Consider the following 26948-nt stretch of genomic DNA (forward strand, 5'->3'; position numbering starts at 1 on the left):
GTCAGACCTGTACCAGTTCGCCCGTTGCAGCCACTTCGATCCCTGCCGCGTTGGCCTCATCGGTGTCGATGTGCACTTCCGTGAAGGAGTCCTTACCCACCCGGACCAGCGTCCGGCCGAAGGTCAGCGTGCGATCGTCGTCGTTGACGCGGACGTCGACATATTCGCCGTCCTCAATCCCCTGTCGAGCAGCATCGGCGGGATTGGTATGGATGTGCCTTGCCGCGATGATGAGGCCGTCAGTGGTGAAGCTTCCGGCAGGCCCCTCGATCGTGACCTGCGGCGTAGCTTCGAGCCTGCCGCTGTCCCGCACCGGCACGTCGATGCCGAGCGCGAAGCTGTCGGTGCGCGATACTTCGATCTGCGTGCGTTCGCGCAGCGGTCCGAGTATAGCGACACGCTCAAGTCTGCCCTTCGGTCCGACGAGCGTGACCCTTTCCCTTGCCGCCCAGTGGCCCGGCTGTCGCAACGGTGTCGCCTGATCGAGAACGTAGCCCTTGCCAAACAGCCCATCCACAGCCTCGCGCGACAGGTGGACGTGCCTGGCCGAGACCGCAACCGGCAGGCGCAGTTGACCCCCGGGCGGGACGACCGCGAGCGCCGCAGCCGTCTCGCGGGCGATCATGAGCTGCTCGGCCGTCTCCGTAACGAAGACGCGGACGCGCGAACCGTAAGCCTGGATCTGCGGCGCCGCGCGGCCTGATAGGTTCACGGCCATGTTGCGGTCGTGGTCAAGCTGCAAACCCATGAAGTCCAGCCCGTCGCAGATGCGCCGGCGCATGGAGGGAGAATTCTCGCCGATGCCGCCGGTGAAGACAATCGCGTCCAGTCCTCCCATCGCTGCAGCAAAAGCCCCGACATATTTTTTGGCGCGGTATGCGTAGATCTCGATCGTGAGTTGGGCCTGGGGGTCGCCCTTAGCCGCCCTGTCTTCAATGTCGCGCATGTCGGACGAGCCTGCCAGCCCCTTCAGTCCGCTCTCGTCATAGAGCGCATCCTCGATCTCCTGCACCGAAAGCTGAAGTTCGCGCGACAGAAAGCCAAACGCGCCTGGGTCCACGTCACCGGAGCGGGTACCCATCACCAGCCCCTCGAGCGGCGTCATGCCCATCGAACTGTCCATGCTGTACCCGCGGTTGACGGCGCAGATGCTGGCGCCGTTGCCGAGATGAATGCTCACCAATTGGAGGTCGGAAAGCGGCCGGCCGATCTCTTGGGCTGCCCTCTCGGCCACGTATTTGTGGGAAGTCCCATGGAACCCATAGCGGCGAAGGCCGGCCTCCCGCCATTTCAAGGGCACCGCATAGGTTGTCACGAACGCCGGGTTGCTGAGGTGGAAGGCTGTGTCGAACACTGCCACCTGACGTATGTCCGGCCAAAGGCCGCGGCAGAGCCTGACTGCCTCGAGATTGGTCGGATTGTGCAGCGGAGCCAGCGGCGTCAGCGCCTCGATGGCCTCGACCGTTTCGTCATCCAGTAGTGTCGGCGAGGAAAACCTTGCGCCGCCATGGACGATCCTGTGCCCGACAGCGTCGATTGCGTCGAGTCCGAACCGCTTCAGCGCGGCCGGAACCCCTTTCAGCGCTTCGCCGGGACTATCGAATTCGGCCGCACCCCGCTCGTCGGTTTCTCCATGCCGGAAACGGTACTCGCATCCTCCAGCCCGAAAGCGCTCATAACAACCCTTGAACACCTCGCGTGTTTCCGTCGCCACGCTGAAGATGCCGAACTTGAGGCTGGAACTGCCGGCGTTGAAGACGAGTACCTGCATGCGTTGTTCTCTTGTCCGTTGGTGGTTTCAACGAAGTCTCATCCGTGTCACCGGCAACCATAGCTCGCCAACCTGATCTTGTTGTATAAGGTGCCGATTGCCTAGAGCGAGACCGCTAATACCAGCACGGCAAGGGGATCTGCGAAGAAGTGCATGACGAGGGAAGATCAGGTCTGCCGTATCGGGAAAGACGTGGCGAAATCGGAATTGACGGCGTCGTGAACGAGGTCAGCTCGGCCACGGCAATGAGCTGAGGCGCACCACACCTGAAAATCACAGCGACGAACCGCTCAAACTTTATACACCCTGCAGTCCTCCGAAGCATGTCGATGCGTTGTCCACCGAACCAAGAGCCGTACCGACGCTTCACACCAACACTTCGACCGCAAGACGGCCGAAGAGTAGCTCATTTTTTACCAATGCCGTCGACGGAGGTCATCGTCAGCTCACCGACGATTACCCGTTGTCGCTGGGCGCACGACACCCGCGGTAGCGTTGCTGTGACCTGCCGCGCAAATTCCAGTGTGCGGCTGACCAGGAGACGAAGTGAGCAAACTATTTAATCTTGATCGCGCGATGATACTGACGGCCCTCACGGTCGCCGGAATGCTTCTGGCCATCCTCGGATTATTGCCGCTGCAGGGCCCCGCCGCCGGATTCTTCTCCCGCACAGGTCTGTCGCTCGTTTACCTCGCGGGCGGACTGCCAGCCGCATGGCGGGCAGCGGTCGCCTTGTGGGAGGAGCGGATCCTCGACATCGACCTGCTAATGGTCGTCGCCGCGGTCGCGGCCGCAGCGGTCGGGGCGCCCTTCGAGGGCGCCGTCTTGCTGACGCTGTTCAGCATCTCGACCACGCTGGAGGAACGGGCGCTCGGGCGGGCGCGCCGCGCCATCGAGGCATTGATGGAACTCCGCCCCGAGACGGCATTGCGCAAGGCGCCGGATGGCTCGGTCTCCGAGGTCCCTGCCGCCGACCTCAAGGTCGACGATACCGTGGTGCTGCGGCCAGGCGCGCGCGTTCCGGCCGACGGCGTGATCGTCGGCGGCCGGGGCTCGCTCGACGAGGCGAACATCACGGGCGAGTCGATGCCGGTCGCCAAGCAGCCGGGCGCCCAGGTCTTCGAGGCGACGGTCAACCTCGACGGCGTGCTTGAGGTGGCGGTGACGAAAACCGTGGAGGAGAGCACGGTCGCCCGCATGATCGCGCTGGTGACGGAGGCGCAGGCCGCCAAGGCGCCCTCGGAGCGGTTCAGCGCATGGTTCGGACAGCGCTATACGGTTGCGGTGATGGCCGGCGCCGTCCTGGCCTTTGCTGTCTTCTACTGGCTGGGGCGGGACTGGGAGGAAGCGCTTTATCGATCCGCGACACTGCTGGTGGCCGCGAGCCCGTGCGCGATCGTCATCTCGGTGCCGGCGGCGATCCTGTCGGCGCTATCGGCAGCAGCGCGGGGCGGTGTGTTGTTCAAGGGCGGGGCGGCGCTTGAGACACTGGCAGCAGTCGACATTTTTGCCTTCGACAAGACCGGAACACTGACGACTGGCAAAGCATCGGTAACCGGGGTTGTGGCGCTCGACGGCGATGAGCGGCTCTTCCTGTCTTTGCTTGCGGGGCTCGAGGCACATTCCGAACACCACAGCGCGGCGGCCATTCGGCAGGAAGCCGCCAGCCGAGGCATTGCCCCCATCAGAGTGATGAACGTGATAACGCGGCCGAGTGCCGGCATCGTGGGCGATGACGATAAAGGGCAATTATGGGCCGGCAATCCGCGTCTTGCCGTCCAGATGGGCGCACCCATCGACCACCCGATGCTGAAAGCGCTGGCCGCTGACACGCAGACAGTCGTCTACGTGGGGCGGGATTCGCGCGTGATGGGGGCCGTCACCATCGCAGATCAGGCTCGCCCGACCTCCGCGCCGGCTCTCGCCGCTTTACGGGAGAGTGGAGTAAGCCAGATCGTCATGATGACCGGCGACCGTCGTCCCGTCGCGTTGCGAATAGGCGCGGAGCTAGGGCTGAAGCCTGAAGAAATCTACGCCGACATGCTGCCGGAGGACAAGGTTCGGATGGCGGGCGAGCTGGCAACTACAACTAGAGGTATGGTTGCGTTCGTCGGAGATGGCGTCAACGACGCAGCAGCGCTCGCTCGTGCTGATGTAGGGATTGCTATGGGCGCAGCCGGATCGGACGTCGCGCTGCAAGCGGCCGACGTGGCACTGTTGTCGGAGGATATGGGAAGGCTTGCGGATGCGCATCGACTTGCCCGCCGCGCAGCAACAATTATCCGGCAAAATCTCGTCTTTGCCATGGGCGTCATGGCGATCCTCGTAACCGGCGGGCTGTTCTTCGAACTGCCGCTTCCGCTTGCAGTAATTGGCCACGAAGGTGGAACGGTTCTGGTCGTACTCAACGGCTTACGCTTACTGAGGGACCCCATTCGCCGCGGCGAAACGAAACCAGCGCCAAAGAGATCTGTTCATGCGAGTTCGAGCCAGCCAATTCCGCGACAGGCCTATAGGAGAAAGGTGCCGAGGCGAGCAAATTGATAGAACTTGGCATGGAGAAGGTTAGACGCCAGGCCCCTCCGCTCCGCCATCATCCTGTAGCGAACTCTGATCACCGCTCTTTGAGCGCTGGATTTCTCCCAAGTTTCAAAGGGGTTTGTGAGAACTGCCCGAACCTCGGAGACTGGCGAAGCGCCGAATTTCGGTCTCTGAGCGGCTTTCGTCTCTAACCGAGCGAACCTCATCTGATCTGGTTCGGCTTCGCGAAAGCCCGCATTTTCAGCCACTTCCAGAGGTTGCTCGACTGCGGCTTCTGTGGTCGTTCTTCCGGCTGGCATCGCCGTCCAGAGAACGCGAGGTAGGCGTCTCATGGCGGACTTACGGGCAGTAGCCCGCAATGGACCGTATTCCGAATCGTGCTTGCGCTGCCGTCAGCGGGCTTCGACGTTTCCCTCGAAAACCATGTCCATCTGCTCGGCCCAGGGCCGATCGGCAACCGCAACGAGATTGTTCAGGGAAAGCGCCGGCGACACGCGCCTGATGACGAGGTGATCGAGCACCTCCGGCGACAGATAGGCCAACCGCATCATCCGGCTGATGAACCGGTCGGAGATCTTCTCGGCCGCTGCGATGTCCTGAATGGTGGAAGCGGCACCGGATTCCAGCTGCCGACGCCAGCTCCATGCACGGGCGATGGCGCGCAGCACATGAGGGTCTTGTGACCGGCCGTCCCGGGCCGTCACATCGTCGGGCGGCAGGATCTTGGGCCGCCCGTTGCGTTTGCGGATCGTCAGGGGAATGACGACGCGGATGGTGTCCGACGAGCCGGTCATGCGCAGGCCTCCGTCCGGCGGGGCGCCATCATGTCCCGAAGGACCGAGCCCAGCCCCTCATGGCGAAGATCAACGGCGATGCCATCTTCGCCGACAGTTACCCGCTCCACCAGAAGCTGGACGATGCGGGTCTGCTCCGCCGGATAGAGCGCCGCCCAGAGCTGATCGAACTCTCCGAGCGCCTTGACGACCGCCTTCTCATCGACGATCGAGCTCTCTTCGCGAAGAGCCTTGATCGTCCGCGCTGCAATTTCGGGCGCGCGGATCATGCGACGGATTTCGCCGACGACGGCGTCCTCGACCATGCCTGCGGGCAAGCGCAGCGGACCCGAGGCGTCGCCGGTCGGGCGGTTTCGGATCAGGTCCATGGACGCGTAGTAGCGGTAGAGGCGCGTGCCCTTCTTCGTCGCCGTCGGCGTCATGGCCGTGCCGGTGTCGGTGAAGATGATCCCCTTCAGCAGCGCTGGCGCCTGGCGGCGCGTGTTCTTCGCGCGCCGGCGCGGGCTCTCCTGCAGGATGCCGTGCACCTTGTCCCACAGGGCCTGATCAAGGATGGCCTCGTGCTCGCCGGGATAGGCCGTGCCCTTGTGGACGGCTTCGCCGAGGTAGAGCCGGTTGTTTATCAGCTTGTAGAGGAAGCCCTTGTCGATTTGCTTGCCGCGCTTGTTCAGCACGCCCTCTGCCGCGAGCGCTTTCGCCAGCGTCGTGGCGGAGCCGATGGCAACGAACCGCTCGAAGATCATCCTGACCGTCGCGGCCTCGGCTTCGTTGACCACCAGCTTGCGGTCGCGCACGTCGTAGCCCAGCGGGACGTGGCCGCCCATCCACATGCCGCGCTTGCGGGATGCTGCGACTTTGTCGCGGATGCGCTCGCCGATCACCTCCCGCTCGAACTGGGCGAAGCTGAGGAGGATGTTCAGTGTCAGGCGGCCCATCGACGTCGTGGTGTTGAACGACTGCGTGACCGACACGAAGGTCACCTGACTGCGGTCGAAAATCTCGACCAGCCTGGCGAAGTCCATCAGGGAGCGCGAAAGCCGGTCGATCTTGTAGACCACGATCACGTCGATCAGGCCGGCCTCGACGTCCTGAATGAGTCGCTTCAGGCCGGGGCGCTCCAACGTGCCGCCTGAGAAGCCGCCGTCGTCATAGCGTTCGCGGATGGTGGCCCAGCCTTCCGCCTTCTGGCTCGTCACGAAGGACTCGCAAGCCTCTCGCTGGGCGTCGAGGCTGTTGAACTCCATGTCGAGCCCTTCCTCGCTCGACTTGCGGGTATAGATGGCGCAGCGCTGGCGGCGCGACATGACCGCGACGGCTTCCTGATGACGGATCATCGGTCGTCCCTCCGGGCCTCGCGCAGGCCGAAGAAGCGATAGCCGTTCCACTGCGTGCCGGTGATCGCCCGTGCCACCGCCGACAGCGACTTGAACTTGCGCCCCTGCCAGTCGAAGCCGTCCTTCATCACCGTGACGGTGTGCTCCACCCCGTCCCATTCACGCATGAGGCGGGTGCCGACCACCGGGTTGCGAGGATCTGCGATGATCGTCTTGCGCCCGATCCGGCCTTCGATCTCGTCCGCTAGCAGGTCCAGCGTCCGCCGCGTCTCGCGGGACAGACCGCTGAGGGTCAGTTCCTGAATCCGATAGCCGAGCCTGAGCTCGAGGTAGCTGCGACTGTTGTTCGGGGCGGGCGTCCCTAAGAGGCTCTCCCACTTCGCCTTCAATTCGACCACCGTCATCCGCTTGAGCGCCGCAAGCTGCGCCACCACGTTCTCATCCGCCGCGGTGCTCTCGCGTGGCCGCCGCGGTATGGTTTCAGTCCGTTTCGTCGCTTCTTGCATCATTGCCCTCCAACTCGGTTGCTCGGTTTGCGACGACCAACACGGCGTTTGAGGACGAGAATGTCGAATGAACTGTCTTCGCCGGTTGCAAATAAAGGACTGGACTGTTCCGGCAGAATACGCCTCAGCCCCGCAGCAATAATGCTCGCGAGTTCATAGAGGCGTTCCTCCGCCGACAAGCGGAGGGGCAGTAATGGATTGGGGCCGGATCGAGCGTCTTGCATGAGACCGTTCGCAACAGAGGATGACTGGCGAAACGGTAGTCACCAACCTAAAATAATCAAGCAAAATCAATGTGTTATCGCATTGCTTCGCGATCATTCGAGGCCCGTCGCAAGCAACCGGCGTTGGCAGAGCGCTCAAACCGAGTCCGCGGACGCACTGTGGAGGCAACGGAGAACGAAATCCTGCGCAACCAACACTTGCTCACGGCCGCCATTTTGCCCAAACGTCGACCTCGTCATACGGCGCGCTACGCTTTCGATGGAAGGTGTCAGCTTGGCGCCTGCCGCGGGCCGCATTGTCGGCATGCAGGATTTCGGTTGTCACCCAGCCTGTTTCTTCGAGAGATGCTGAGACAAGCTGCGCGGGATCCTCGACCAATCTGTCACCTATTGATCCGAAGCGGATGACCAATGTTGCTCCTGGTCTGCAACGCGCCCCGACGTTAGCCCATACCTGGCGGAGATCTGCGATGAACCTGTCCCGCCCGTTATGAGAGAGCTGACCCTCGGAGGTGTAGTCGACCACGGAAGGCCCACCAAGGAACCAGTTCCGAATCCACTGATCGGGCAGATACGTTCTCAGTCCGTAGTAGGGTGGCGATGTAATGATCCAGTCGAACTTGCCGACCAACTCACACGCTTTTTGGATGATGAGATTGTCGCGACTGTCTCCTTGAATGGCCGCGCCCTCCACCCTCGTCGAGGAGCTGCCGTAATAGCGCTGCGCCCGGTCCGCGATAACATCGAGGGTGTCTACGCGTGGAGGCGAGAGCTCTCGCTCGGTCCAGAATTTAACAGCGTATGCTGGCTTGGGGCCGTAAGTTCGCGGGCTTCAGGCGCGACCAGTTCGACGGTGACAGCGCGCGGAGTTTGGCGACGTTCTGCTGGTCTTGGCGCTCGGGTGGGAGGGCGATCGAGATGACATCGCTCGGACGCAGCTGCCGGATGTCGAGCTTGATACCGCCGGCCGTGAAGGAGCCGTAGAACGCGCTGGGGGCGGCCCGGGCGGTGAAGACAACCAGTTTGTCCTGGAGATGTGGAACATCGCACAAACCGGGACGGCCTTTGTCATCCGGCCAAAAATACTCTCCATCCGGATCAAATATGATCGTGCCGACAGGTTCCTCGCGATCTCCGCGCTTCTTGACCGTCGGCGTCGTCTCATAGAGCTTGCTGAACAGCAGCTTGTTCAGGTTTGATTTGCCAAACCCGGCCCGCGCAAAGACAAAGCTGCGGCGGGCCACCAGGCTCGATACCGGAAAGCGAACCATGATCTCGGGCGATTCGACGCGCATCCAGGACTGGATCTGCGTCGCACGACTGCCTTGGGCATAGATGTATTCGCCAAGAGCGAAGTGACCGATCTCGGCACCCTCAATGTTGTGCCCGCAGATTTCTTTCAAGACCTCCCCAGAGGGAAATGCCACTGCGCTGCCAACATGTGGTAGGCGGCGGTGGGAAGGCACGAAGGTGAGACTGTTGCTGCTGTTGTTCCGAAGGACGCCGAGGACGCGGATGTTGACACGGTATTTTAGATACTGTTCGCGGAGGTCCTCCGGAATTGGGCGTTGTTCTTGGACAGCGCGGATATTGAACTCTTCGCCGCTGCCGAAGGAGAGTTTACCTTCGGAGGAGAACGATGCGATGCGTCCCAAAACAGCTTCGTCGGGGGTCTCGAGTTGCACCAGCACGAAATGCCCGTGCATGGGAATGCGCTGAAAGTCGTTCCGGTAAGGCAGTGCCAGGTCGGCATGGAATTCCATTCCTCCTTCGCGAAAGCCGCGGAAGATGCCGACCACTTGTTGTCTGGGGAAAAGCTCCATACCGTCCTCTGCCTATTCGTATCTGCGAGATGCAGGGTCGGCATCTTGAAGCCGAAACACGTCAAGCGCGGGAGCTTCCGTCCCGAGCGTGGTACGCAAACCGCTGAAGATCATGTCCTGGAGAATGTCCATATCGAAATCGACAAGGGCCGCATTTTCGTGCGCCTTCTGTAGCGATCTCGGGTAGAGAGGTACGGGGAAGCCTTCGACGGCATCGTTGAGCAAATAGCCAAAGATCGTGGCGTGATCCGTCGATTGGGACAGGAAGATGTCGATCGGCCAGACAGGATCTCTCGGCCCACTGCCGAACTTGACGAAGAACATTTTGCCGCCGACGAACTTGTTGATCTCGCCACCTTCTGTGACGCTGTCATCGCCACGAGCATATTCGGACCACAGGTAGGCCTTCTCCTCGAGTTCCCGCGGAATCTCGACGTAGCAAGGAAAAGGGGATCGCATGACGCCTTCGAGGGCCATCGACAAGCGGTAGCGAGAGAGGACTTTGCTGTGCTTTGCGACGCCGACGAGGTAGACACGGCGTCGATTGGACTTGAGGTGACGATCGATGCCTTCCTGAATTCCCTCGCGGTAGCGTTGGAACAGGTCCTTCGCGAATACCTTGCTGCGCAGGAAGCCATCAAAGACGATCAGCGTATCGGTCGCGAAATCCTTCTCGCGAACAATCGCAAACAGGATCGCCCACTCGACCAGCTCACGATAGACTTGGACCCAGCTCGGAGAGTTCGGCCGACCGCTGTCGTCAGGACGGATCATGTGACTGAGTTTGGAGAGCTCCTCGACGCCGAGGTATTGCATCATGCGTCCGAGCGCCGTTGGACGTTCGGGATCAGAAAATTGTCGAGCTGAAAGGGCCGACACGCTCATTGTCGGCGAAACGGCTTCCAGGCAATACTCGTTGTTGCTGCTGTCGACGACGCGTACAAGCTGAACCAGAAACGGATCGAAGCGCAGCTGATTGTTGCCGCCATCGGCGGCAACCAGCGAGATCGAAGTTGCCGATCGCGGCGAAATCCGTCGCGTCTGAGACACCAAGGGGCGAACCTCGGCACGCAGCTGAGTGAGGACCGCTTGGTCCTCTTTGATCTGGCGCGCGATCTCGTCTCGCAGCGCCGTTTGGCTTGCCGGTTCAAGCATGCTCCACCACTCTCCCGACCCCCGTCCATCGCTGCCGAACATAATATTGAGATTGTTCAAGTAAAATACTAACAAACCTCCGAGAATGAGCCGATTTTCAGTTTGAAACGATGGTTTTTGCTCCAATCGTTTAGGATGACGTCAGCCGCACCAACGGTGATGAGCCCAGCTTGAATGAGCTGGACCATCAGGTCTTGTGTACGAATGATCGTCAGCGCCGTGCCAATCATACCCGCTTCCTGGACGGCCCGACGAATGGCCCGGGAGTCGTCCATGGCCAGCGAGTAGCCGCGGTTGAGTGCCACGGAGATGGCTGAGCGCTCGCCCGCGCCCAGGCGTCCCTTTGCGGACAGGCGCGCAAACATGTCCAGCTCCGCGGGGTCGTCAATGCGGTGCTGCGCCACGTAACCGACTGTCAGCGCGGCCTGGAAACACGCCTGCTGCTGAGGATAGGAACTGGTGATCTCCTCCGCCACGTGATCCGTGACGATGAATGGATTGGGATGCGCGCCGATCAGATCCATCCGGTCGACGCGCAGGAAATTGACGAGCACGGATGTATCGGCGATGACGATTCCCGTCCCCATGACGCCCCCTCGCCGTCAATCCGCCCGCGTCGCATCGGCGAGTTCGATGAGTTCAGAGCCGTCGATTGCAAGTTTCCGCGCCAGTTCGAGAAGGCGTCCGCGCGAAATTTCTTCCTGACGATAGGCCTCGACGCTGAGCCGCATCAGTTGGCTGCGCAATTCCGGTTCGGGCGGTGGCGGGACGTCGCCTTCATCGAGAAGATCAAGAAAACCGAGGAGGCGGATCGCTCGACGAGCCGTGTCCTTGCGCGCCATCAGAGCGTCGGTGTCCGGCCCGCCGATGTGGTTGAGGCTCTTGAGGCGCCAGACCATCGCCTCGTAACTGACGCCGAAATGGCGCGCCAGCGTGGCAGCATCCTGATAGGTGATTGCCTGTGAACCGGGACGGGCACGGATTTCGGCTTCGAGACCAGTATTGCCGGCCACATCGAAGATGATCTGCGTAAGTCGGCTCGGCTGCCCCTTGTCAAGCTGCCGCAGAGCATCTGCGACTCCGTCGGGCGGCATGAGAAACGCAGCGGCGAAGGCGTTTGCTCGTTTCTCAACCAACTCCGAGGCGTTTTCTCGCCGCGTCGTCGTAACCGTTACTACGCGGTCGAAGAGCGCATGGGCGTATTCATGCGCATAGGAAAATCGCCGCCGCACCGGCCAATGGCCCGCGTTGACCAGGATGGAGGGGCCGATCGCGGCATGGTTGATGAAGAGGCCGGACATGCCGTCCGGCAGATCGGTCGCGGCCGTCCAAATCCCTTGTTCGCTGATCAGCGCGGCCATATTGACGATGGGCGCAGCCCCCAGGTCCAGGCGCCGCCGCTCTTCAAGCGCCGCATCTTCGCCCTGGCGAATGGCGTCGCCCACCGAGAAGAGCTTTGCAGCGTAGTCAGGGATGCTGAGTTCGACAGTTCGACCGAGCAGGGCGCGCAGACCTGCGCCCTCCTGATAGAGATCGAGGATGCGCCGCACTTCCCCGTCAAGGTGGGGCGAGCCCGCCATCTCAGGCAATGCGCGGTGTAGAACGATGGAAAGATCCTCCGCCTCCTCATGCATGGATAAGAAGAACGTCGCTTGTTGGCCATAGAGATCCGCAAGCCTCGTCAGCTCCAGCGTCGATACCGACCGGGTTCCGGATTCCATGTTGGTGACAGCCGTCCGCGGAAGGCCGAGAGCCTCCGCCACGGCCTGCTGGCTCAAGCCGCGGCGCTCGCGCGCGGCCCGCAGCCGATCCCCAAGCTGTGCGGCGTCGATCATCGTTTTCTGCCCTTTCATGACGAATCCGTTTGGGCCGACAGCGAAGGCCGGAAGGCGGATCCTGAACGATCATGGCAGATCGGACAGAAAATGTCAATTTCGTACTTGTAAGAATGATATTCGGACAGGTAGTATCGGTTGAAATCACACTCGTGTGCTCACCAAACAGATGGAGCGGATGCCGATGGCCTCAGTGACGAGTTTCATCCGCAACATGCCTGCCTCGTCGCTGCAGGCCTATTTCCACCACACCGGCATCGAGCTTCCGACCGAGGTTGATTGGGAGGCGCCCGAGCCGGAAGTCGCCCGCGTCACCTTGCGGGCCGTCGACGAATTGGACGACGAAGCCCGCGCCCGCATCGTGAATGACGCCGAGCGTGTGAGCGCCTTGGCCGATGATGCGGGCCAGACCGCACTCTACAGCGTGATCGACGACCGCACGGTGCTCGATGATCTGGCAAATGGCCATGCGCGTTCGCTCTGGATGTTCCTGAACGAACCGATTCGGTTCCGCCATGCCGAAGAGGTCCGCTACACCGATGAGCGGCGCCGTGGTCGGAGCTGGGACGGGTTCATCGGCGAGCCGAATCTCGATCTACGCCGGGACGAGGAATCCATCGATGCCTTCAAGGTGGCGCTGCGCGAACGGTTCGCTTCCAACAACATCCACATCGACATCTTCGGGCGCTACCGGCCGACCTTCGACGGCGAGGATTGCGAGCTTGTCCAGATCGCAATCTACCGCGAGGGCCTGCTGGATGATTTCCTGGCGTTCGATGACGCGGGGACGCTCGTCCGCCGCGCCCGCCGTCCCGTGTTTGAAGCGGCCATGACCTACGAGCCGGCGACCGGGGTCATCGAGGTGGTCGCCAACGACCGCGAGAGCCGTGAGGAGATGGTGCGCTTCATGGCGCGGGACCTGCTCGGAATCGAGTTCCAGAGTGAAAAGGTTCCGTTCCGCAATTACGACCTCGATGTTCTCCTACACCCTTTCGACTTCCCGACGGAGCCGGAAGACGGGGTCGAATCCGTCGAGGTCAAGCAGCTGCGGCTGATGCCCATCGACAATGTCGGCGAGCGCGTCACCCTGGAATGCCTGCGGAAGACCGACCGCACCATCTGGAGCATGTCGGCAGAGCGGTTCGGCGCCAACGATCCCCTAGCCGGCGGATGGGTGGCGACGCAGGCCAAACTCTCCATCAAGTTCCAGCCCAAAGGCGATGCCAAACGCGGTCGGACGCTGCCGTTGACGATCACGATGCCGCATGGCTGCAATCTCAAGGACCAGACCGAAGAGGAGCAGCTGATCGGCGAAAAGTATCTCCGGCGCTGGGGCATTCTTTCCGGGGCTGACGGTGCCGTCGTCGATTGATCGGAAGGCGGCAGACCTGTTGCTGTCTGTGATCGAGACGCCGGATGCGGCCATCAGAGGCTCGGTCCTCGACGGCTACTATGGGCGAGTCGCGCCGGCGCTTAAGGAGGCTGGGATCCTTCAGCCGAAAGATCATCTGCGGGCAGCCGTTTCGCTCGCCGATCACGAGGACGAGCCCATCAATCTGACCTGGTCGCCTGAGCATCGGGCCTACGGGTATTTCAGCCCGACAGCTGGGTGGGTGAGTGTTCCCGGTGATCAGTTGGCGACGTTCCGCGTCAACTTCAGCAGGCTTCTCGACCAGCTGGTGGAGCGGCTGGATCTATCGCCGCGATCTGCCCCGGTCGAACTCGTGCCCGATCTTCTGTGGGAGGTCGGTGACGCACGACTGCCAGGACGCAGCAAACGTACTCCCGTATGGATTGGCCGTCGGCTCGGCGATCCAGCGATATGGAAACGTTTCATCGATACAGCCCGCAAGCGTCCGGCCCCCGGCTTGCGAATCGTCCTGAGCTTCACGCCTGGCAATTGCCTGCCGACTGACGTGCACCTCGGTCATACGCTGATTGCCGTTCGAGATGTCGCCGATCACTACGGTCTTGCTGTCGTTCCCGATCTATTAGCCGCCCGTGTCGCGGCTGGCTCACAGCTGAACGACGACCCGATCACCATGGCGGCCGACGGCGCGTCCCTCACCGTTCGGGGAACACGATATGCATTCTCTGGATCGAAACAGCGCGCAATCATCCGGCAGCTGTATGACGCTTGGAAATCGGGACATCCGGAACTTTTAACCGCCGAGGTTCTGGAGAGCGCCGGATTCAGCACCAGCGTCAACACGCTCGGGAAGGCTTTCTCCGGAAGATCTGACTGGCGTGAATTCCTCAACGAGGAGCATGGTCGCTGTTGGATGTTCCTCTGAAGTCCTGAATTTCTTCAACGACCGGCCGCCCGATGGGACGGCTTTTTTTGTTTCTGACGCCGATTTAACGACTCCTACCTTGAGCCCTACCTGGCTCCTCCCCGGTTCCTACCCGCCCGCACGCCATCCTCTCCGCAGGTTTTCGACCAAAACCGAAGGAGAAACAGATGGCTACGAAACACCTCAACCAGATCGACCTGGCTGCGCGCTGGAACATCAGCCACCGCACGCTTGAGCGCTGGCGCTGGACGGGCGAAGGCCCGCGCTTCGTCAAACTCGGCGGTCGCGTCGTGTATCGCCTCGAAGACGTCGAGGAGTACGAGCGCGAGCAGATCCGCGCGAGCACCGCCGACATCCCCACCAAGCCTGCGGCGTGAGGGGGCGGTGATGACGATCTCCAACCGCATCTCGCTCGATGAACTCCGGCACATGGCCGTCGGCGATATCGTCGCTCTGCCCGCCGAGCAGCTCGCCCTCCTGCAGGACGCGGCCGCCGACGCCCTGCGCCGCGCCAGGACCGTCTGCGACTGGCTCGATGGGGCCGTGGCGCTGAAGTACGGCGATCGTGCCCGCGCAACGCGCCAAGCCGCCGGCAAGGACACCGGGACCATCCGCTTCGATGACGGCGCGGTCACCGTGATCGCCGATCTGCCGAAGCGCGTCGACTGGGACCAGGACAAGCTCGCCGCTCTCGTCGAACGCATCCGGGCCGAGGGAGACGACCCCACCGAATACGTCGATGTCGCGATCAAGGTGCCCGAGCGCAAGTTCGCGGCCTGGCCGAGCCACATCCGCTCCGCCTTCGAGGACGCGCGCACCGTCCGCACCGGCAAGCCCAGCTTCCGTCTGTCCCTGAACACCGAGGTGACGTCATGAGCATCACGAAGAAGCTCGCGGTGCTCCGCGAGCAGCATTACGGGCTGGACAAGCTGCCCGAGACCATCCGGGTGCCGGCCCTTGGCGAGCGTCGCGACGAGACCGTCAAGCCGGTCGGGGCGGCCTCGATCGACGACCTGGCGTTCGCCCTCATCGGGCTGAACGAGCGGGCATCGGCGCTCTACCGCGAGATCGACGCGGTACGCACCCTCCACGACGAGGCCCGCAAGGCCGGAGCGCTGGGTGCGGACATCGCGATCGACGCCCTGATCGCGGCGAAGGGAGGCAAGTGATGGCTCTCCCGATCATTTCCGCCGATCAGCGGCTCGCCGAGCAACGCGGCGTCAAGGGCACGATCTTCGGCAAATCCGGGATCGGCAAGACCTCGCTGCTCTGGACGCTCGACCCCGCCACCACACTGTTCATCGATCTGGAGGCGGGAGACCTCGCCATCGAGGGCTGGTCCGGCGACAGCGTCCGGCCGCGCACCTGGGCCGAATGCCGCGACTTCGCGGTCTTCATCGGCGGCCCCAATCCGGCGCTGCGGGATGACCAGGTCTACAGTGACGCCCACTACGCCGCGGTGTGCGAGCGCTTCGGCGATCCGGCGGCGCTCGACCGCTACCACACGGTCTTCATCGACTCGATCACCGTCGCCGGGCGGCTCTGCTTCCAATGGTGCAAGGGGCAGCCCGAGGCGTTCTCGGAGAAGACCGGCAAGCCCGATGTCCGCGGCGCCTACGGTCTGCACGGCCGCGAGATGATCGCGTGGCTCACCCATCTCCAGCACACGCGGGCGAAGTGTCCGTCGTCAGATGAATTGAGACTGTTCCGGGGTCACGGGAACGGAGGTTCTGGCTCATCTGGGTTTGAGGTTAGGCGGCCTGCAGGTGATGCTGCAAGCGTCTTTGGTGGATGGTCTGGCGTTTGATCCTTTCGCGTTCGGTGAGGATGGTCTGCCCGCGGCCGAAGTAGACGTCAGCGGGCGTGAGATTATCGATGCTCTCGTGATAGCGGCCGTGATTGTAGTGCTCGACGAAGGCCGCGACCTGCCGTTCAAGGTCGCCGGGCAGATAGTAGTTTTCCAGCAGGATGCGGTTCTTCAGGGTCTGATGCCAGCGCTCGATCTTGCCCTGCGTCTGGGGATGATACGGCGCGCCGCGAACGTGTTTCATGCCCTTGCCGTCGAGCCAGGTAGCGAGTTCGGCCGAGATGTATGAGGCGCCGTTGTCGCTCAACAGCCTCGGCCGATGCGCGACCGTGATCTGGTCGAGCCCCGATGCCGCCAGAGCCAGATCGAGCGTGGCGGTGACGTCATCCGCCCGCATCGTGGCGCAGAGCTTCCAGGCGACGATGAAGCGGGAGAAGTCGTCGAGCACGGTCGAGAGATAATACCAGCCCCAACCCGTGATCTTCAGGTAGGTGAAGTCGGTTTGCCAGAGCTGGTTGGGCGCTGTCGTCTTGTCCTTGAACTCAGACGCCGCCTTGATGACGATATAGGCTGGGCTGGTGATGAGATCATGAGCCTTCAGCAGCCGATATACCGACGCCTCCGAGACAAAGTAGCGCTTCTCGTCGGTGAAGCGCACCGCCAGCTCGCGCGGGCTCAGCTCCGTTTCGCGCAGCGCCAGCTCGACGATCTCGGCCCGGATTGGGTCAGGAATCCGGTTCCAGACACGATCCGGCCGCGAGCGATGATCGGCCAGAGCCTCGATCCCACCGGTGAGATAGCGATCGTACCAGCGATAGAACGTGGCGCGCGGGATGCCGAGCTTGTCCAGGGTTCGCCGTGCCGGCAGATGCGAGGCCTCGACCAGGCGAATGATCTCGGCCTTTTCGGATGCAGGATACCTCATGTGTCGTCCTCCCCATCCGCGAGCATGCTTTTTTTCAGCAGGCGGTTTTCCAGGGTGAGATCGGCCACGGCCTCCTTCAGGGCCTGCGCCTCACGGCGCAGCTCTTTCACCTCGTCCGACGTCGCGGCGCGGGCCGTGTCACCAGCGAGACGGCGCTTGCCGGCGTCGAGGAACTCCTTCGACCAGCCGTAATACATCGACGAGGCGATCCCCTCGCGCCGACACAGCTCGGCGATGCTCTCCTCGCCGCGCACGCCTTCCAGCACGATGCGGATCTTCTCTTCAGCCGAGAACTGCCGGCGCGTTGCCCGGCGGATGTCCTTCACGACCTGCTCTGCCGGTGCTTTCTCCGGCCCGGATTTCTGTCTCATCTGCGCTCCAAATTGGCTGCGATGATCCAGAAATCCTCCCTTCCCGAAAACCCCTAAACTGTCTCAAGAGCCCTGACGGCGGACAGCTTAAGGGCCGTTCGGTTTACCGGACGTCGGACAATACATTGGAAATGCTCGACCCAGCGGCAATCTCGTATGGTTTTACGCGCGGCAAGCCGAAGGATAATTGCGGTAGCCTATTACGTTCCCCCCTTCGGGCCGGACGCCTCGGGCGGAACGAAACAGTTCGCGATCCTACACTTTGGACCGGATCTAAATCATTGTGTTTGCCGGAAGATCATTGGCCCGCTATGGAAACGGTACTCGATAGCGCGGAATGAACGTATTCTGCTACAGCGGTTTCGAGTGGATGTCGGTTCGCATAAAGAGAACGCGTCAAATCAAATCATAGAGTCCTGTTTCCGATCCCATCAGGAGCGGAAGGCTCCAAGAGCAGTTATCATTGGTTTGCGCTTGATGAGCGACCTGACGAGCAATCTGGCGGCGCTTTATGCCGACGAGCAAGGAAGGCTCCAGCGCTTTCTGATACGGCAGGGTATCCCCGGCCACCGCTGCCGACATCGTTCAGGATGCATTCCTGCGGCTGCTCGGCGCTCCACGCGAAGACGTACGCGACCTCCGAAGCTATCTCTTTAGTACCACACGAAACCTGACGGTCGATCGTGCGCGACAGCGGCAGCGGAGCGCGCTCGGCAACGCCGTCGAACTTGACGAATCTATCGTCGATCCAGCGCCGCTGGCCGATGCGGCGCTGATCTCGCGGCAGGAGTTTCAGGCGCTTCACGCCGCGCTCGCGGATTTGCCGCCGCGTTGCCGCGAAGTGCTCATCCTCCATAAGTTCGAGAGCCTGAGCTACGCGCAGATTGCAGACCGTCTGGGCATCGCAAAGAACTCGGTCGCCGCCCACATGGTGAAGGCGATATCCCACCTCCGGTCCCGATTCCGCGAGGCTTCCGCATAGAAGCACCTAGAGCGGGATGGGTTTATTTTGAATCGATTGAGATTCCCAAATCAGAATTCATCTGATTCAACATGCTGACTGGGAAGGAGGCCAGCATGGATGGGACGAGCCTATTCGAACGACCTTCGTGAGCGGGTAGTGCGTGCTGTCGTTAAAGGCGGCCTGTCGCGGCATCAGGCTGCGGCCCAGTTTGGGGTGGGCATCAGCACGGCGATCAACTGGGTACAACGCTTCCACGAGACCGGCAGCGTCGCGCCAAGCCAGATCGGCGGCTATAGGCCAAAGAAGATTGCGGGGCCGCACCGCGAATGGCTGCTGCAACGGTGCCGAAAGGACTTTACCGTGCGCGGGCTGGTGGCCGAACTTGCCGAGCGTGGCCTTAAGGTCGATTACCGCACGATGTGGGAGTTCGTTCACGCTGTGAAGCTCAGTTACAAAAAAAGACGCTGATTGCTGCAGAGCAGGATCGTCCCGATGTCGCCCGTCGGCGAGCGCAATGGACCAAGTATCGAGATCGGATTGATCCCACTCGGCTGGTGTTCATCGATGAGACCTGGACCAAAACCAATATGGCGCCGCTGCGGGGCTGGGCGCCGCGCGGTCAACGCATCAGAGCCAAGGTGCCGCATGGCCGCTGGCAGACCATGACCTTTATGGCCGCTCTGCGCCACGATCGCATCACCGCGCCGTGGTTCATCGAGGGGCCGATCAACGGCGAAGCCTTCCTTCTCTACATCGAGAAGGTTCTGGTCCCGACCCTGCGGCACGGCGACATCGTCATTATGGACAACCTCGGCTCGCACAAGGCCAGCGCCGTGCGTCGCGTCATCCGTGCCGCCGGTGCCCGGCTCTTCTACCTGCCGAAATACTCGCCTGATCTGAACCCGATCGAGCAGTTCTTTGCCAAGTTCAAACACTGGCTACGCAAAGCCGCGCAGCGGACCACCGAGGCCGTCTACAATGCTATCGCTCCGATCCTCGAAACCGTTGCACCGGCTGAATGCGCCAACTACTTCGTCAATGCAGGATACAACCAAATCTAAACTCATCATACTCTAGAGCATCTTTCGGCAAAGTGGTGACATGTTCGCCGCAGGAAAACGCGACCCGACAATAATTTCCAGAGCATGGTTCGATTGAGCTTGATCGGATCATGCTCTAGTTGGTTTTTCGCACAATAGCGTCTTAGTCTTATAAGCTGATCAACCTTCGGACTCCGATACGGGACCAAACGATCGGCCAGATCCAGATCACAGCCTGCTCCGGGGATTGTATGGAACAGAATGGCACGCAGTCAGTCGACGACCAGGCTGTCCAATGGTTCGTTCTGTTGCGCGACGAAGACGCGACAGCGGAAGATCGGCGCGCATTCGCGCACTGGCTTGCGTTTGACCAGACACATGAAACCGCGTGGCAATCGGTCGAACGGATGTGGGGTGGCCTCGACGCATTGGCGCCGGAGGTGGTCAGGCAACGGCGCAAACCTCGAAGAAACAGCCGGTTAAAGAGAGGCGCCGCCGTGGCCCTTTTGCTCGCTGCGATCGGCATCGGCTGGCAGATGGCTCCAACAGGGCTATTCGCCGATTACCGGACGGCGATCGGCGAACGCCGGATGATCGTGCTGCAAGACGGCTCCCAGGTCGACCTCGGCGCGGCAAGCGCGCTTGATGTGTCATTCGGCACGGGCGAACGCAGGGTCAGGCTGCTGACCGGCGAGGCATTCTTCACCGTAACGAAGGACGCCGCCCGGCCATTCATCGTGGCGGCCGAGAACGGCGAGGTGAAGGTGCTGGGTACGGCGTTCGACGTCAAGATCGCCGACGGGGTCGCGGTGGCGGTCGCGCATAACGCGGTCCAAGTTTCTGCTCAAGCCTCCACTCAAGCCCCGGACCGCCCCGATGTCGTCCCGGACGCTCCGGTCGTTGTCAGACAAGGCCAGATCGTTCGCTACGATTTCGCCGGCATTTCCGCCGTCGGTGCGGCGGACCTGGAGTCCATTCAAGCGTGGCGGCACGGCCAGCTCGTTTTCCGCGACGTCCCGCTCGATACCGTGCTCACCGAGCTTCAGCGCTACCGTTTTGGCCGCATTGTTCTGATCGGCGGAACGTTGGGCCAGCGGCGAGTCACCGCAGTGTTCGATGCAGCCAAGACGGAGCAGGCCCTCGATACGATCGCCGAATCCCTGTCGCTGCGCATCTATCGAGCCGCCGGCCTGCTGACTGTCATCATTCCGAACGACAGCGCCGAAAAACTCCCACGGGCGACTAACTACTTTTCCCGATCCTGTCGTCTTCAGAATAGGGATGGGATCGCGCCGTCGTGGCCGATCCCCTGCCCGCATGTTGAGGACGGGGGACGTCCAATTACGAGGTGGGCGTCAAGGGCGAACTGCTGGACAAGCGCCTGAATGTGTCGGCCGCCCTGTTCCGCCTGGACCAGACCAATCTAGCGCGGCCGGACAATTCCGTCCTTCCCGACCCCAGCAATGCCTGCGGCGGGGTCTGCTACATCGCCGCCGACAAGGTGGTGAGCCAGGGCGTCGATCTGGGCCTCAGCGGAGAACTGTCGCCCGGCTGGCAAATGATGGCGGGCTATACCTTCGTGGACAGCAAATACGTGACCGGCGAAATGAATGGCCTGCGTTACGGCACCTGGTTGCCGCGCCACAACATGCGGCTGACCACCGCCTACAAGGTGCCCGGCACGGACTGGACGCTGGGCGGCAACCTGGCGCGCAGCCAGCTCTATCGCGACGATGTGAGCTGGTTCACGGGTGAGACCGCAAGGATCCGCAGCGGTGCGCTGTTGCTGGTGGGACTGATGGCGAAGTACCAGATCAACCCGAACGCCGAACTGGTGATGACGGTGAGCAACCTGTTTGACCGCACTTACCGGTCGGCAATGGAGTGGAAGTACTACTCCCCCTTCGGTGAGCCGCGCCGGATGTCGATCGCCCTGAGGTACCGGTTCTGACAGGACCGATCCTCATCGGGACTTTGGCTTGATGTTGTATGGTGATGTAACGGGAAGCACACTGCTCGACGTCAGATTACCGCCAAGGAGATCAAGGATGGACCCTGCGCCACCTTCGCTATTTCGTCGACGTCGCCGCCCGCTACGGCAGCTTCAGCGGGGCCGCGAAACGGGTTCAATGGCAGGCGGCAGATAGCCAGCAGGGCGCGCCGCAAACTGTACACTGGTAGCTATTTCGCGTCGATTTCCAACCACGTCGTGCCGATCAGTAGCAGTGACAAGCTGGGGCGTGCGTGCCAGATGCGGCGCCGATCCTGCAGCGATCTTCACGTCATCTATATGAGGCTGTCCGCACCGTAGTGCGCCGGGCTCTATTCCGGCGTCTGTTGCTGCCTCCACCGAACCCGCCAGTTGCGGTTTCGGCCCATCCGGGTGACGATCCCTGACAGGAAATAATACGGCGGCATCTAATCCCGATCGCCACTTTGTGTTGCGCACGCCTCCGCGCGCTGGACCCCTTTTCCAGCTTGCACCGACGAGCAGGGCTTGCCCAATAGCGCCAGTTCCTCCGGCCCGCTCCATTCGACCGCGCCGCAATCTCCCGTGTTGTCGGAGCCAAGCCGCCGCAAGCGGCGATGGCGCTTTGGAACCCCGCTCTTTCGCTCTCCTGCCGCTGCGCAGTTGAAGTCAAACCGGATGCTGACCGTGTCCTGTTCCGGCCTCATGGAGACAGCCCCCGGCGTGTCGGGCCGACGGGTGACCTTGGTGGATCGAAAATCCTTGTCTTTTCAGATTGTAGAAGAGTGTTCCATTCCTCAATCGTTTGGAAGATGGCGTTCGATGTTTCTACATCTATGTCCGCCACACACCGCGATTGTTCTCCATATTGCGATATTGTCGCCGAGCACCGCACACCCACCCCGCCATCGATTGACCTTGCAAGAGCAAGCCCGCACCCGTTTCAGGCCAGGCTCGCACACCAGCCATTCTGGACATCCTGTCATGAGTTCCCGGCTGGCAGGCCTGCGAGGAGAACGCAGAAAGGTGATCGCCTCACGTGGCGGCGATCCGGATTTTCCACACTTGTTCCTTGATTTAAGCGTTGCATCGACATAGCGTTTAGGTTGCTCGACTGTGGAGATTTTATATGTCCCGGGGCTTTGGTGCGATTCAACGCGCGGTGCTTGACGCGTTATCGGACAAACTGATCATCACTCTGTCGACACTCGACCTCGCTCACATCGTCAACGGCGGGGTGCGCAGCAGATCTATGATCGCATCGGTTCATCGCGCACTTCGAACCTTGGAAGCCGCTGGCAAAGTCGTCCGCCTCGATGGAAGGTGGGCACTCGCGTCGCGACAAAGGGAAGCTCGAAGCTACAGGTACAGACAACAACCTGAGTCGCCTGTGCAGCAGAGAAACGAACGGTTGAAACTGATCTCGAAGATTCTTGGAATGCTCGGATCGTCTCAGGACGGTGAGGTTCTGGCGGCCGCGAAAAGAGCGGAAGCCAAGCGGGTCGAGCTAGGTTTATCCTGGGACGACATCATCCTGGGAGACTCTTGCTCGATCATCTGAAAGCGGCGCCCTGAAACAGCGTTGGCCTATAGCGTTTTCGAGCGAAGCGGGTGACCTGTTCGCATGAAGAACCCACCCCGCTTCTGATCCCCTCGGAAGCGGAAGGACCCCGGCGACAGGCGCGAGGCTTTTCAGTCAGATAGCCATTTGCGCACATATGCGTCGATAAGCTCGCGCACGGATTCAGACTTGATCACCAGGCCGAGGTCGATCATTTCCGAACCGATGAGCCGGTTGTCGTTCTGCGCCGGCACCGGCCCGGGCACGAGCTGGTTGGCCTCCTCGCGGAAGAACACCTCCGCCACCACTCCGGCGAACCATATCGTGCGCGCCGCATCGCCGCGCGGGCGCAGCGGATCGTCGCGCACCACGAATACCGGGCTGCCGCTCGATCCGGGATAGACCGCGGCGTCGATCAGGAATTGCTTGTGCCCCTCGAAGTCAAGTTCCAGCGGCGTTGCGGTGGTGCCGCGGCGAAGGATGGGCATGAGGTTGACCTGATCCCACACCCCGCTGGGATAGCCGACGAACAGCACGTCCTCGAGCGCGTCGAATCCCCGCACCGCAGCCGCGTCGGGAATGCGCTGGCTGTCGATCGCATGATAATACAGTTGCACGCCCAGATCGCGCGCCGCTCGTTCGAGCGGCCGCAGCGGCACGATGGCGAGATCGACCGCGGGATCGGGATGGAGAAACCACGCCGCGGGGAAGTCGTCGATGTTGAGCTGAAAACGCTGGCCGAATGCCGGCCTGCCTTCGCTCGTCTGGGTGAACACCAGGCCGCCGCGGCGAACGCCCTCGACCAGATGCCGGTTGGTGACGATGAACGGCGTATTGCCCTTCGCGTGAGCGTGGCTGAGGATGAAGGCCGTGCCGGAGCCGGCGCTGCCGTCCTCGAGTTCGGTGTCCACCCGCACGGTTGAGAACAGCAGCTTCTTTGCAATCGAGTCGATTTCCATGGAGCTCACGCGTGCGCCATAGCGCGTTGGTTCAGGCGCTCGATCGCGGCCACCGCCGCGCGTTGCGCCTCCTCGGCCTCGGCCTCGTTGCCCATCATGGTCAGGCGGCCGAAAGAACCGAAAGCCTTGACGTCCACCAGGGTAATGTGCGCGGCCTTCTCGGCCTCATTGGCGGCATACATGATATAGCCCGCCGGCTCGACCTCCAGGATGAACATGCTCTTGCCGGGCAGGATCATCGAGCCCTTCCGCAGTTGGCGGTTGATCAGCGTGGCGTGGTCAGGCGTGATGGCGCGGATGATCTCGTTCCACGCAATCTTACAGCGCAACCGTGAATCCATCGTCGTGTTGAGCTGCCTGAGGATCAGTTCGCCGGCGGCGAGCACCTCGCTCTGGTTGCGGAAGTGAAGCTCCATCGAGCCGAAGGCACGCTCGACGACCTGTTCGCCCATGCGCACGTTGGTTTTCTTCAACGCGATGTCCGAGAGGTTGTGCACCGCCATGCCGGGAGCGACCTCGATCCACATGCAGGCATCACCCGGCACCGGCAGGAAGCCCTGCGAGGACGTCGCGATGTAGGACGCGAGCTGCGGTTGCAGCGCATCCATGAACACGTAGGTTCGCAGGGTGATCTTCATCCTCGGCCTACCCTCACCGCGTCAGGCTCATGTAGAGCATCGGCAGTTTTTCCGGCAGCCGCTCAGCCTGATCGATCACGGTGAAATTCTTCATGCCGAAAATACGAGACACGTATTGGTCGGCATGGGGATCGAGCGAAAGCGCATAGACCGTAATGCCCTGGCGGCCGAGCTCCTCCACCGCGGCCTTGGTATCATGGCGCAGGTACTGGGGATCGGTGACGTCGTTGTCGGCCGGCTCGCCGTCGGTGACGACGAAGACAACGCGTTTGCTGCTGGGCTGCAACGCCAAATAATGAGCGGCATGGCGCAACGCCGCGCCCATGCGCGTGGAGAGCCGCCCTTTCATCCCCGCCAACCGCGCCTTGACCACATCATCATACGGCTGGTCGAAATCCTTGAAGCGGTGGTAATGCACATCGTGCCGGCCGTCGGAACAAAAGCCATGAATGGCGAACGGATCGCCGATGCGGTGCAGCGCGCCCGCCAGCAGCACCGTTGCGGCGCGCGTCAGATCCATCACCGTGTAGTCGTGGCCGCGAACCTTGTCGTTGGATGACTCGGACATGTCCAGCAACACCAGCACAGCCAGATCACGCAGCGCACGCTTGTAGCGCATCATGATGCGCGGATCGTGCTGCTGGCCGATGCGGATGTCGATCATCGCGCGCACCGCGGCGTTGATGTCGATCTCGTCGCCATCCTCCACGTTGCGGATGCGCTGCATGCCTTGCGGCACCATCGACTCGATCAGGAATTTCAGTCGCGAGATCACCGGCTTGTGCTCAAGGATGATGCCCTCGATCACATCCAGTTCGCCCATCACGGGGTGATACTCAAGCAACGTCACCCAGTTCGGACGCTCGAGCTGGATCTGATAGTCCCACTCCGGATAGTGGAACGGTTCGGAGATCGGCGGGCGGCCTTCGAGCGAGTTGATGCTCACATTCTCCTGGTCGAGATAGAACTCGGTCGGAAGCTCCCACACCTCCTGCGCATCGTCGCCGGCGAACTCGACGTCGACCTCGTTGACCATTTCCATCACGTTGACTTTTTTGCGCACCTGCTGGCGGGTCTCCCAGGTGGCGGCCATCACCTGCGCCTCGTCGTATTCCTCCAGAAACCAGACGGCGCGATTGTCGTCGCGATAGACGGCGCTGAGCGCATCGGTAACCTTGTTATAGGTGGGCAGGTCGAGCTCGAACAGGCGGTGTGATAAATCCACGCCCAGATTCCAGCTCACCTGGTTGCTCTCCAGATCGGACTGAGCGCGAAACGCGGCCACGCCCTCGCGCACGAACGGATCCGGGTCGGTCGAGTCGGGATCGAGCAAGGCGCGGGCGAGACGATCGAACAGCTCCCCCACCGTTCGCGGCTGGGCCGAATAGTCGAACACCGGATGCAGCGCCAACCAGGCCTGGCGCATGCCGGGGAATTTGCGGATCGCCAGTTCCTCGACGCGCGCATCCTCGAACAGTTCGATCAGCGCCATCTGCACCGGCAACAGTTGCTGCATCGAAAGCGGCGTCTGGGTGAAGACAAGATGCGCGGCGCAGTGGTTGACGGCGGCGCGGTAAAGCTCAAGCGCGCTGACGATCCGCTCTAGCGCGGTCGCATCGCCCTCGGGCTTATAATCGTCATAGGCGTCGGCGACGTGGATGACGTAATGCTCGATGTAGGGCTTGAGCCCCTCGCGGCTCTCGTAATCGCCGGCGGTCGGGCGCAGAAAGAAATCGCGTCCCCAGATCGCGCGCATGTAGATGTTGAGCCGCCGCTGGATGTCGACGAACAGCGTGCCTTTGCGCTCTTGCTGCAGCACGGCCATGGCATCGGCGCTCTGCAATCCGAAATAGGCGGCCTGCCCCTCGAAATCAGCCTTGTACGCCTGCGCTCCCCATTGCACCCAGCGGCGCAAGCCGCCCAGGGTGAGCTGGCTCAGCAGGCGGTCAAGATTTTCCAGCATCGGCCGCAGGCCGCGCGGAGCCTGCGCCAGCATGATCTCCAGCACATTGAGGTACTGGCGAAACAGCTCGGCATCACCCACGCGGTGCGCCGCCAGCGGCGCGGTGCTGGCGATCAGCGCCAGGACCTGCCCCGAGGTCTTGGACGCCATGCCCAGCAGGAAGTTGACCAGATCAGGCAGCACCTCCTCGCCGATGGCGCGCCCGACCTCCGGCATGGACTGGATGAAACTCACCACCAGGTCCTCGCCGCGACCCAACTCATGCAGCGCCACCGCGCCCTTGATATAGTTGCTCAGCCCGCGCGGGCTGATGGCGCGCGCAGCCTCGTTCCAGGAGGCGCGCAGCAGTTCCTGCGCGCGGCCGGGCAGTTCGTCGAGAAGCTCCTGGAATTCGTGTAGGTGGATGGCCATGATGTGTAAGTTCGGACTACCCTGGCGATGCTGGCCCCGGCCGACCTGTCGTTTCCTTTCTCG

At 62.0% G+C, this 26948-nt stretch carries 24 protein-coding genes; 12 read left to right on the plus strand and 12 right to left on the minus strand.

The window, feature by feature from the left end; all coding sequences use genetic code 11:
• Position 1: 1 nt before the first annotated feature.
• The gene (locus tag NWI_RS10170; protein ID WP_011315199.1) at positions 2-1771 is read right to left on the minus strand and encodes an acetate/propionate family kinase; all 1770 of its coding nucleotides are present in this window, start codon (positions 1769-1771) and stop codon (positions 2-4) included.
• A 576-nt stretch (positions 1772-2347) separates the two neighbouring features.
• On the opposite strand from NWI_RS10170, the gene NWI_RS10175 reads away from it, so the two are divergent.
• Entirely contained in the window at positions 2348-4315 is a 1968-nt protein-coding gene (locus tag NWI_RS10175) for a heavy metal translocating P-type ATPase (RefSeq protein WP_041344990.1), read from the plus strand.
• 389 nt (positions 4316-4704) lie between these two features.
• On the opposite strand, the gene NWI_RS10180 is transcribed toward NWI_RS10175, so the two are convergent.
• The 7 genes from NWI_RS10180 to NWI_RS10215 all read right to left on the minus strand — a co-directional run bounded on the left by NWI_RS10180 (position 4705) and on the right by NWI_RS10215 (position 12001).
• Positions 4705-5106, minus strand: coding sequence for a hypothetical protein (locus tag NWI_RS10180; protein WP_011315201.1), 402 nt, complete (start codon positions 5104-5106; stop codon positions 4705-4707).
• The gene (locus tag NWI_RS10185; protein ID WP_011315202.1) at positions 5103-6440 is read right to left on the minus strand and encodes a recombinase family protein; all 1338 of its coding nucleotides are present in this window, start codon (positions 6438-6440) and stop codon (positions 5103-5105) included. The genes NWI_RS10180 and NWI_RS10185 overlap by 4 nt, the downstream gene beginning before the upstream one ends.
• The gene (locus NWI_RS10190) at positions 6437-6949 is read right to left on the minus strand and encodes a DUF2924 domain-containing protein (RefSeq protein WP_244374893.1); all 513 of its coding nucleotides are present in this window, start codon (positions 6947-6949) and stop codon (positions 6437-6439) included. Before NWI_RS10190 ends, NWI_RS10185 begins: the two co-directional genes overlap by 4 nt.
• 1012 nt (positions 6950-7961) lie before the next feature.
• On the minus strand, positions 7962-8993 hold the full coding sequence (locus tag NWI_RS10200; protein ID WP_011315205.1) for a helicase HerA domain-containing protein: 1032 nt from the start codon (positions 8991-8993) through the stop codon (positions 7962-7964).
• A 12-nt stretch (positions 8994-9005) separates the two neighbouring features.
• Entirely contained in the window at positions 9006-10148 is a 1143-nt protein-coding gene (locus NWI_RS10205) for a hypothetical protein (RefSeq protein ID WP_011315206.1), read from the minus strand.
• Between the two features lie 68 nt (positions 10149-10216).
• On the minus strand, positions 10217-10735 hold the full coding sequence (locus tag NWI_RS10210; RefSeq protein WP_011315207.1) for a hypothetical protein: 519 nt from the start codon (positions 10733-10735) through the stop codon (positions 10217-10219).
• Between the two features lie 15 nt (positions 10736-10750).
• Positions 10751-12001: an ImmA/IrrE family metallo-endopeptidase gene (locus NWI_RS10215; protein WP_148203830.1), complete on the minus strand. Its 1251-nt coding sequence runs from the start codon at positions 11999-12001 to the stop codon at positions 10751-10753.
• Positions 12002-12161: 160 nt separating this feature from the next.
• On the opposite strand from NWI_RS10215, the gene NWI_RS10220 reads away from it, so the two are divergent.
• From NWI_RS10220 to NWI_RS10245, 6 genes are all read left to right on the plus strand, one after another.
• Positions 12162-13355, plus strand: coding sequence for a hypothetical protein (locus NWI_RS10220; RefSeq protein ID WP_202943776.1), 1194 nt, complete (start codon positions 12162-12164; stop codon positions 13353-13355).
• A 28-nt stretch (positions 13356-13383) separates the two neighbouring features.
• Positions 13384-14277 carry a hypothetical protein gene (locus NWI_RS10225; protein WP_202943777.1) on the plus strand — a complete coding sequence of 298 codons (894 nt, stop codon included), beginning with the start codon at positions 13384-13386 and terminating at the stop codon, positions 14275-14277.
• 167 nt (positions 14278-14444) lie between these two features.
• A complete protein-coding gene (locus tag NWI_RS10230; protein WP_011315211.1) occupies positions 14445-14654 on the plus strand; it encodes a helix-turn-helix transcriptional regulator in 210 nt (69 codons plus the stop codon).
• A gap of 10 nt (positions 14655-14664) precedes the next feature.
• Complete coding sequence (locus tag NWI_RS10235) at positions 14665-15153, plus strand: hypothetical protein (RefSeq protein WP_011315212.1); 489 nt, start codon at positions 14665-14667, stop codon at positions 15151-15153.
• Positions 15150-15446 (plus strand): hypothetical protein, encoded by a 297-nt coding sequence (locus NWI_RS10240; RefSeq protein ID WP_011315213.1) that lies wholly within the window; start codon positions 15150-15152, stop codon positions 15444-15446. The genes NWI_RS10235 and NWI_RS10240 overlap by 4 nt, the downstream gene beginning before the upstream one ends.
• Positions 15446-16084, plus strand: coding sequence for an ATP-binding protein (locus NWI_RS10245; protein ID WP_011315214.1), 639 nt, complete (start codon positions 15446-15448; stop codon positions 16082-16084). The genes NWI_RS10240 and NWI_RS10245 overlap by 1 nt, the downstream gene beginning before the upstream one ends.
• Here NWI_RS10245 and NWI_RS10250 read toward each other — a convergent pair.
• Positions 16029-17380 (minus strand): IS3 family transposase gene (locus NWI_RS10250; RefSeq protein WP_148203761.1). Its coding sequence is split into 2 segments (ribosomal slippage): positions 16029-17044 and positions 17044-17380, totalling 1353 coding nucleotides; the frame shifts between segments, so codons are not numbered across the junction. The two genes, NWI_RS10245 and NWI_RS10250, sit on opposite strands and share 56 nt — an antisense overlap.
• A 604-nt stretch (positions 17381-17984) precedes the next feature.
• Between NWI_RS10250 and NWI_RS10260 the strand changes: the two genes are divergently transcribed.
• From NWI_RS10260 to NWI_RS10285, 5 genes are all read left to right on the plus strand, one after another.
• Complete coding sequence (locus NWI_RS10260; RefSeq protein ID WP_244375019.1) at positions 17985-18362, plus strand: RNA polymerase sigma factor; 378 nt, start codon at positions 17985-17987, stop codon at positions 18360-18362.
• Positions 18363-18461: 99 nt separating this feature from the next.
• Positions 18462-19405 (plus strand): IS630 family transposase gene (locus NWI_RS16990; RefSeq protein ID WP_187147962.1). Its coding sequence is split into 2 segments (ribosomal slippage): positions 18462-18797 and positions 18800-19405, totalling 942 coding nucleotides; the frame shifts between segments, so codons are not numbered across the junction.
• 230 nt (positions 19406-19635) lie between these two features.
• A complete protein-coding gene (locus NWI_RS10275; protein ID WP_011315216.1) occupies positions 19636-20769 on the plus strand; it encodes a FecR family protein in 1134 nt (377 codons plus the stop codon).
• Positions 20733-21335: a TonB-dependent receptor domain-containing protein gene (locus NWI_RS10280; RefSeq protein ID WP_041344992.1), complete on the plus strand. Its 603-nt coding sequence runs from the start codon at positions 20733-20735 to the stop codon at positions 21333-21335. Before NWI_RS10275 ends, NWI_RS10280 begins: the two co-directional genes overlap by 37 nt.
• A gap of 1147 nt (positions 21336-22482) precedes the next feature.
• Positions 22483-22914, plus strand: a complete 432-nt coding sequence (locus NWI_RS10285; RefSeq protein ID WP_011315218.1) for a hypothetical protein — start codon at positions 22483-22485, stop codon at positions 22912-22914.
• Positions 22915-23045: 131 nt separating this feature from the next.
• On the opposite strand, the gene NWI_RS10290 is transcribed toward NWI_RS10285, so the two are convergent.
• From NWI_RS10290 to NWI_RS10300, 3 genes are read right to left on the minus strand one after another with little or no spacing between them, the layout of a single operon-like run.
• Positions 23046-23873, minus strand: a complete 828-nt coding sequence (locus tag NWI_RS10290) for a S1 family peptidase (protein WP_011315219.1) — start codon at positions 23871-23873, stop codon at positions 23046-23048.
• Positions 23874-23878: 5 nt separating this feature from the next.
• Positions 23879-24511 carry a hypothetical protein gene (locus NWI_RS10295; RefSeq protein WP_011315220.1) on the minus strand — a complete coding sequence of 211 codons (633 nt, stop codon included), beginning with the start codon at positions 24509-24511 and terminating at the stop codon, positions 23879-23881.
• Positions 24512-24524: 13 nt separating this feature from the next.
• On the minus strand, positions 24525-26885 hold the full coding sequence (locus NWI_RS10300; protein ID WP_011315221.1) for a nitric oxide reductase activation protein NorD: 2361 nt from the start codon (positions 26883-26885) through the stop codon (positions 24525-24527).
• Positions 26886-26948 lie beyond the last annotated feature (63 nt).

Origin of the sequence: Nitrobacter winogradskyi Nb-255 (genome assembly GCF_000012725.1) — a bacterium.
Classification (GTDB): Bacteria; Pseudomonadota; Alphaproteobacteria; order Rhizobiales; family Xanthobacteraceae; genus Nitrobacter; species Nitrobacter winogradskyi.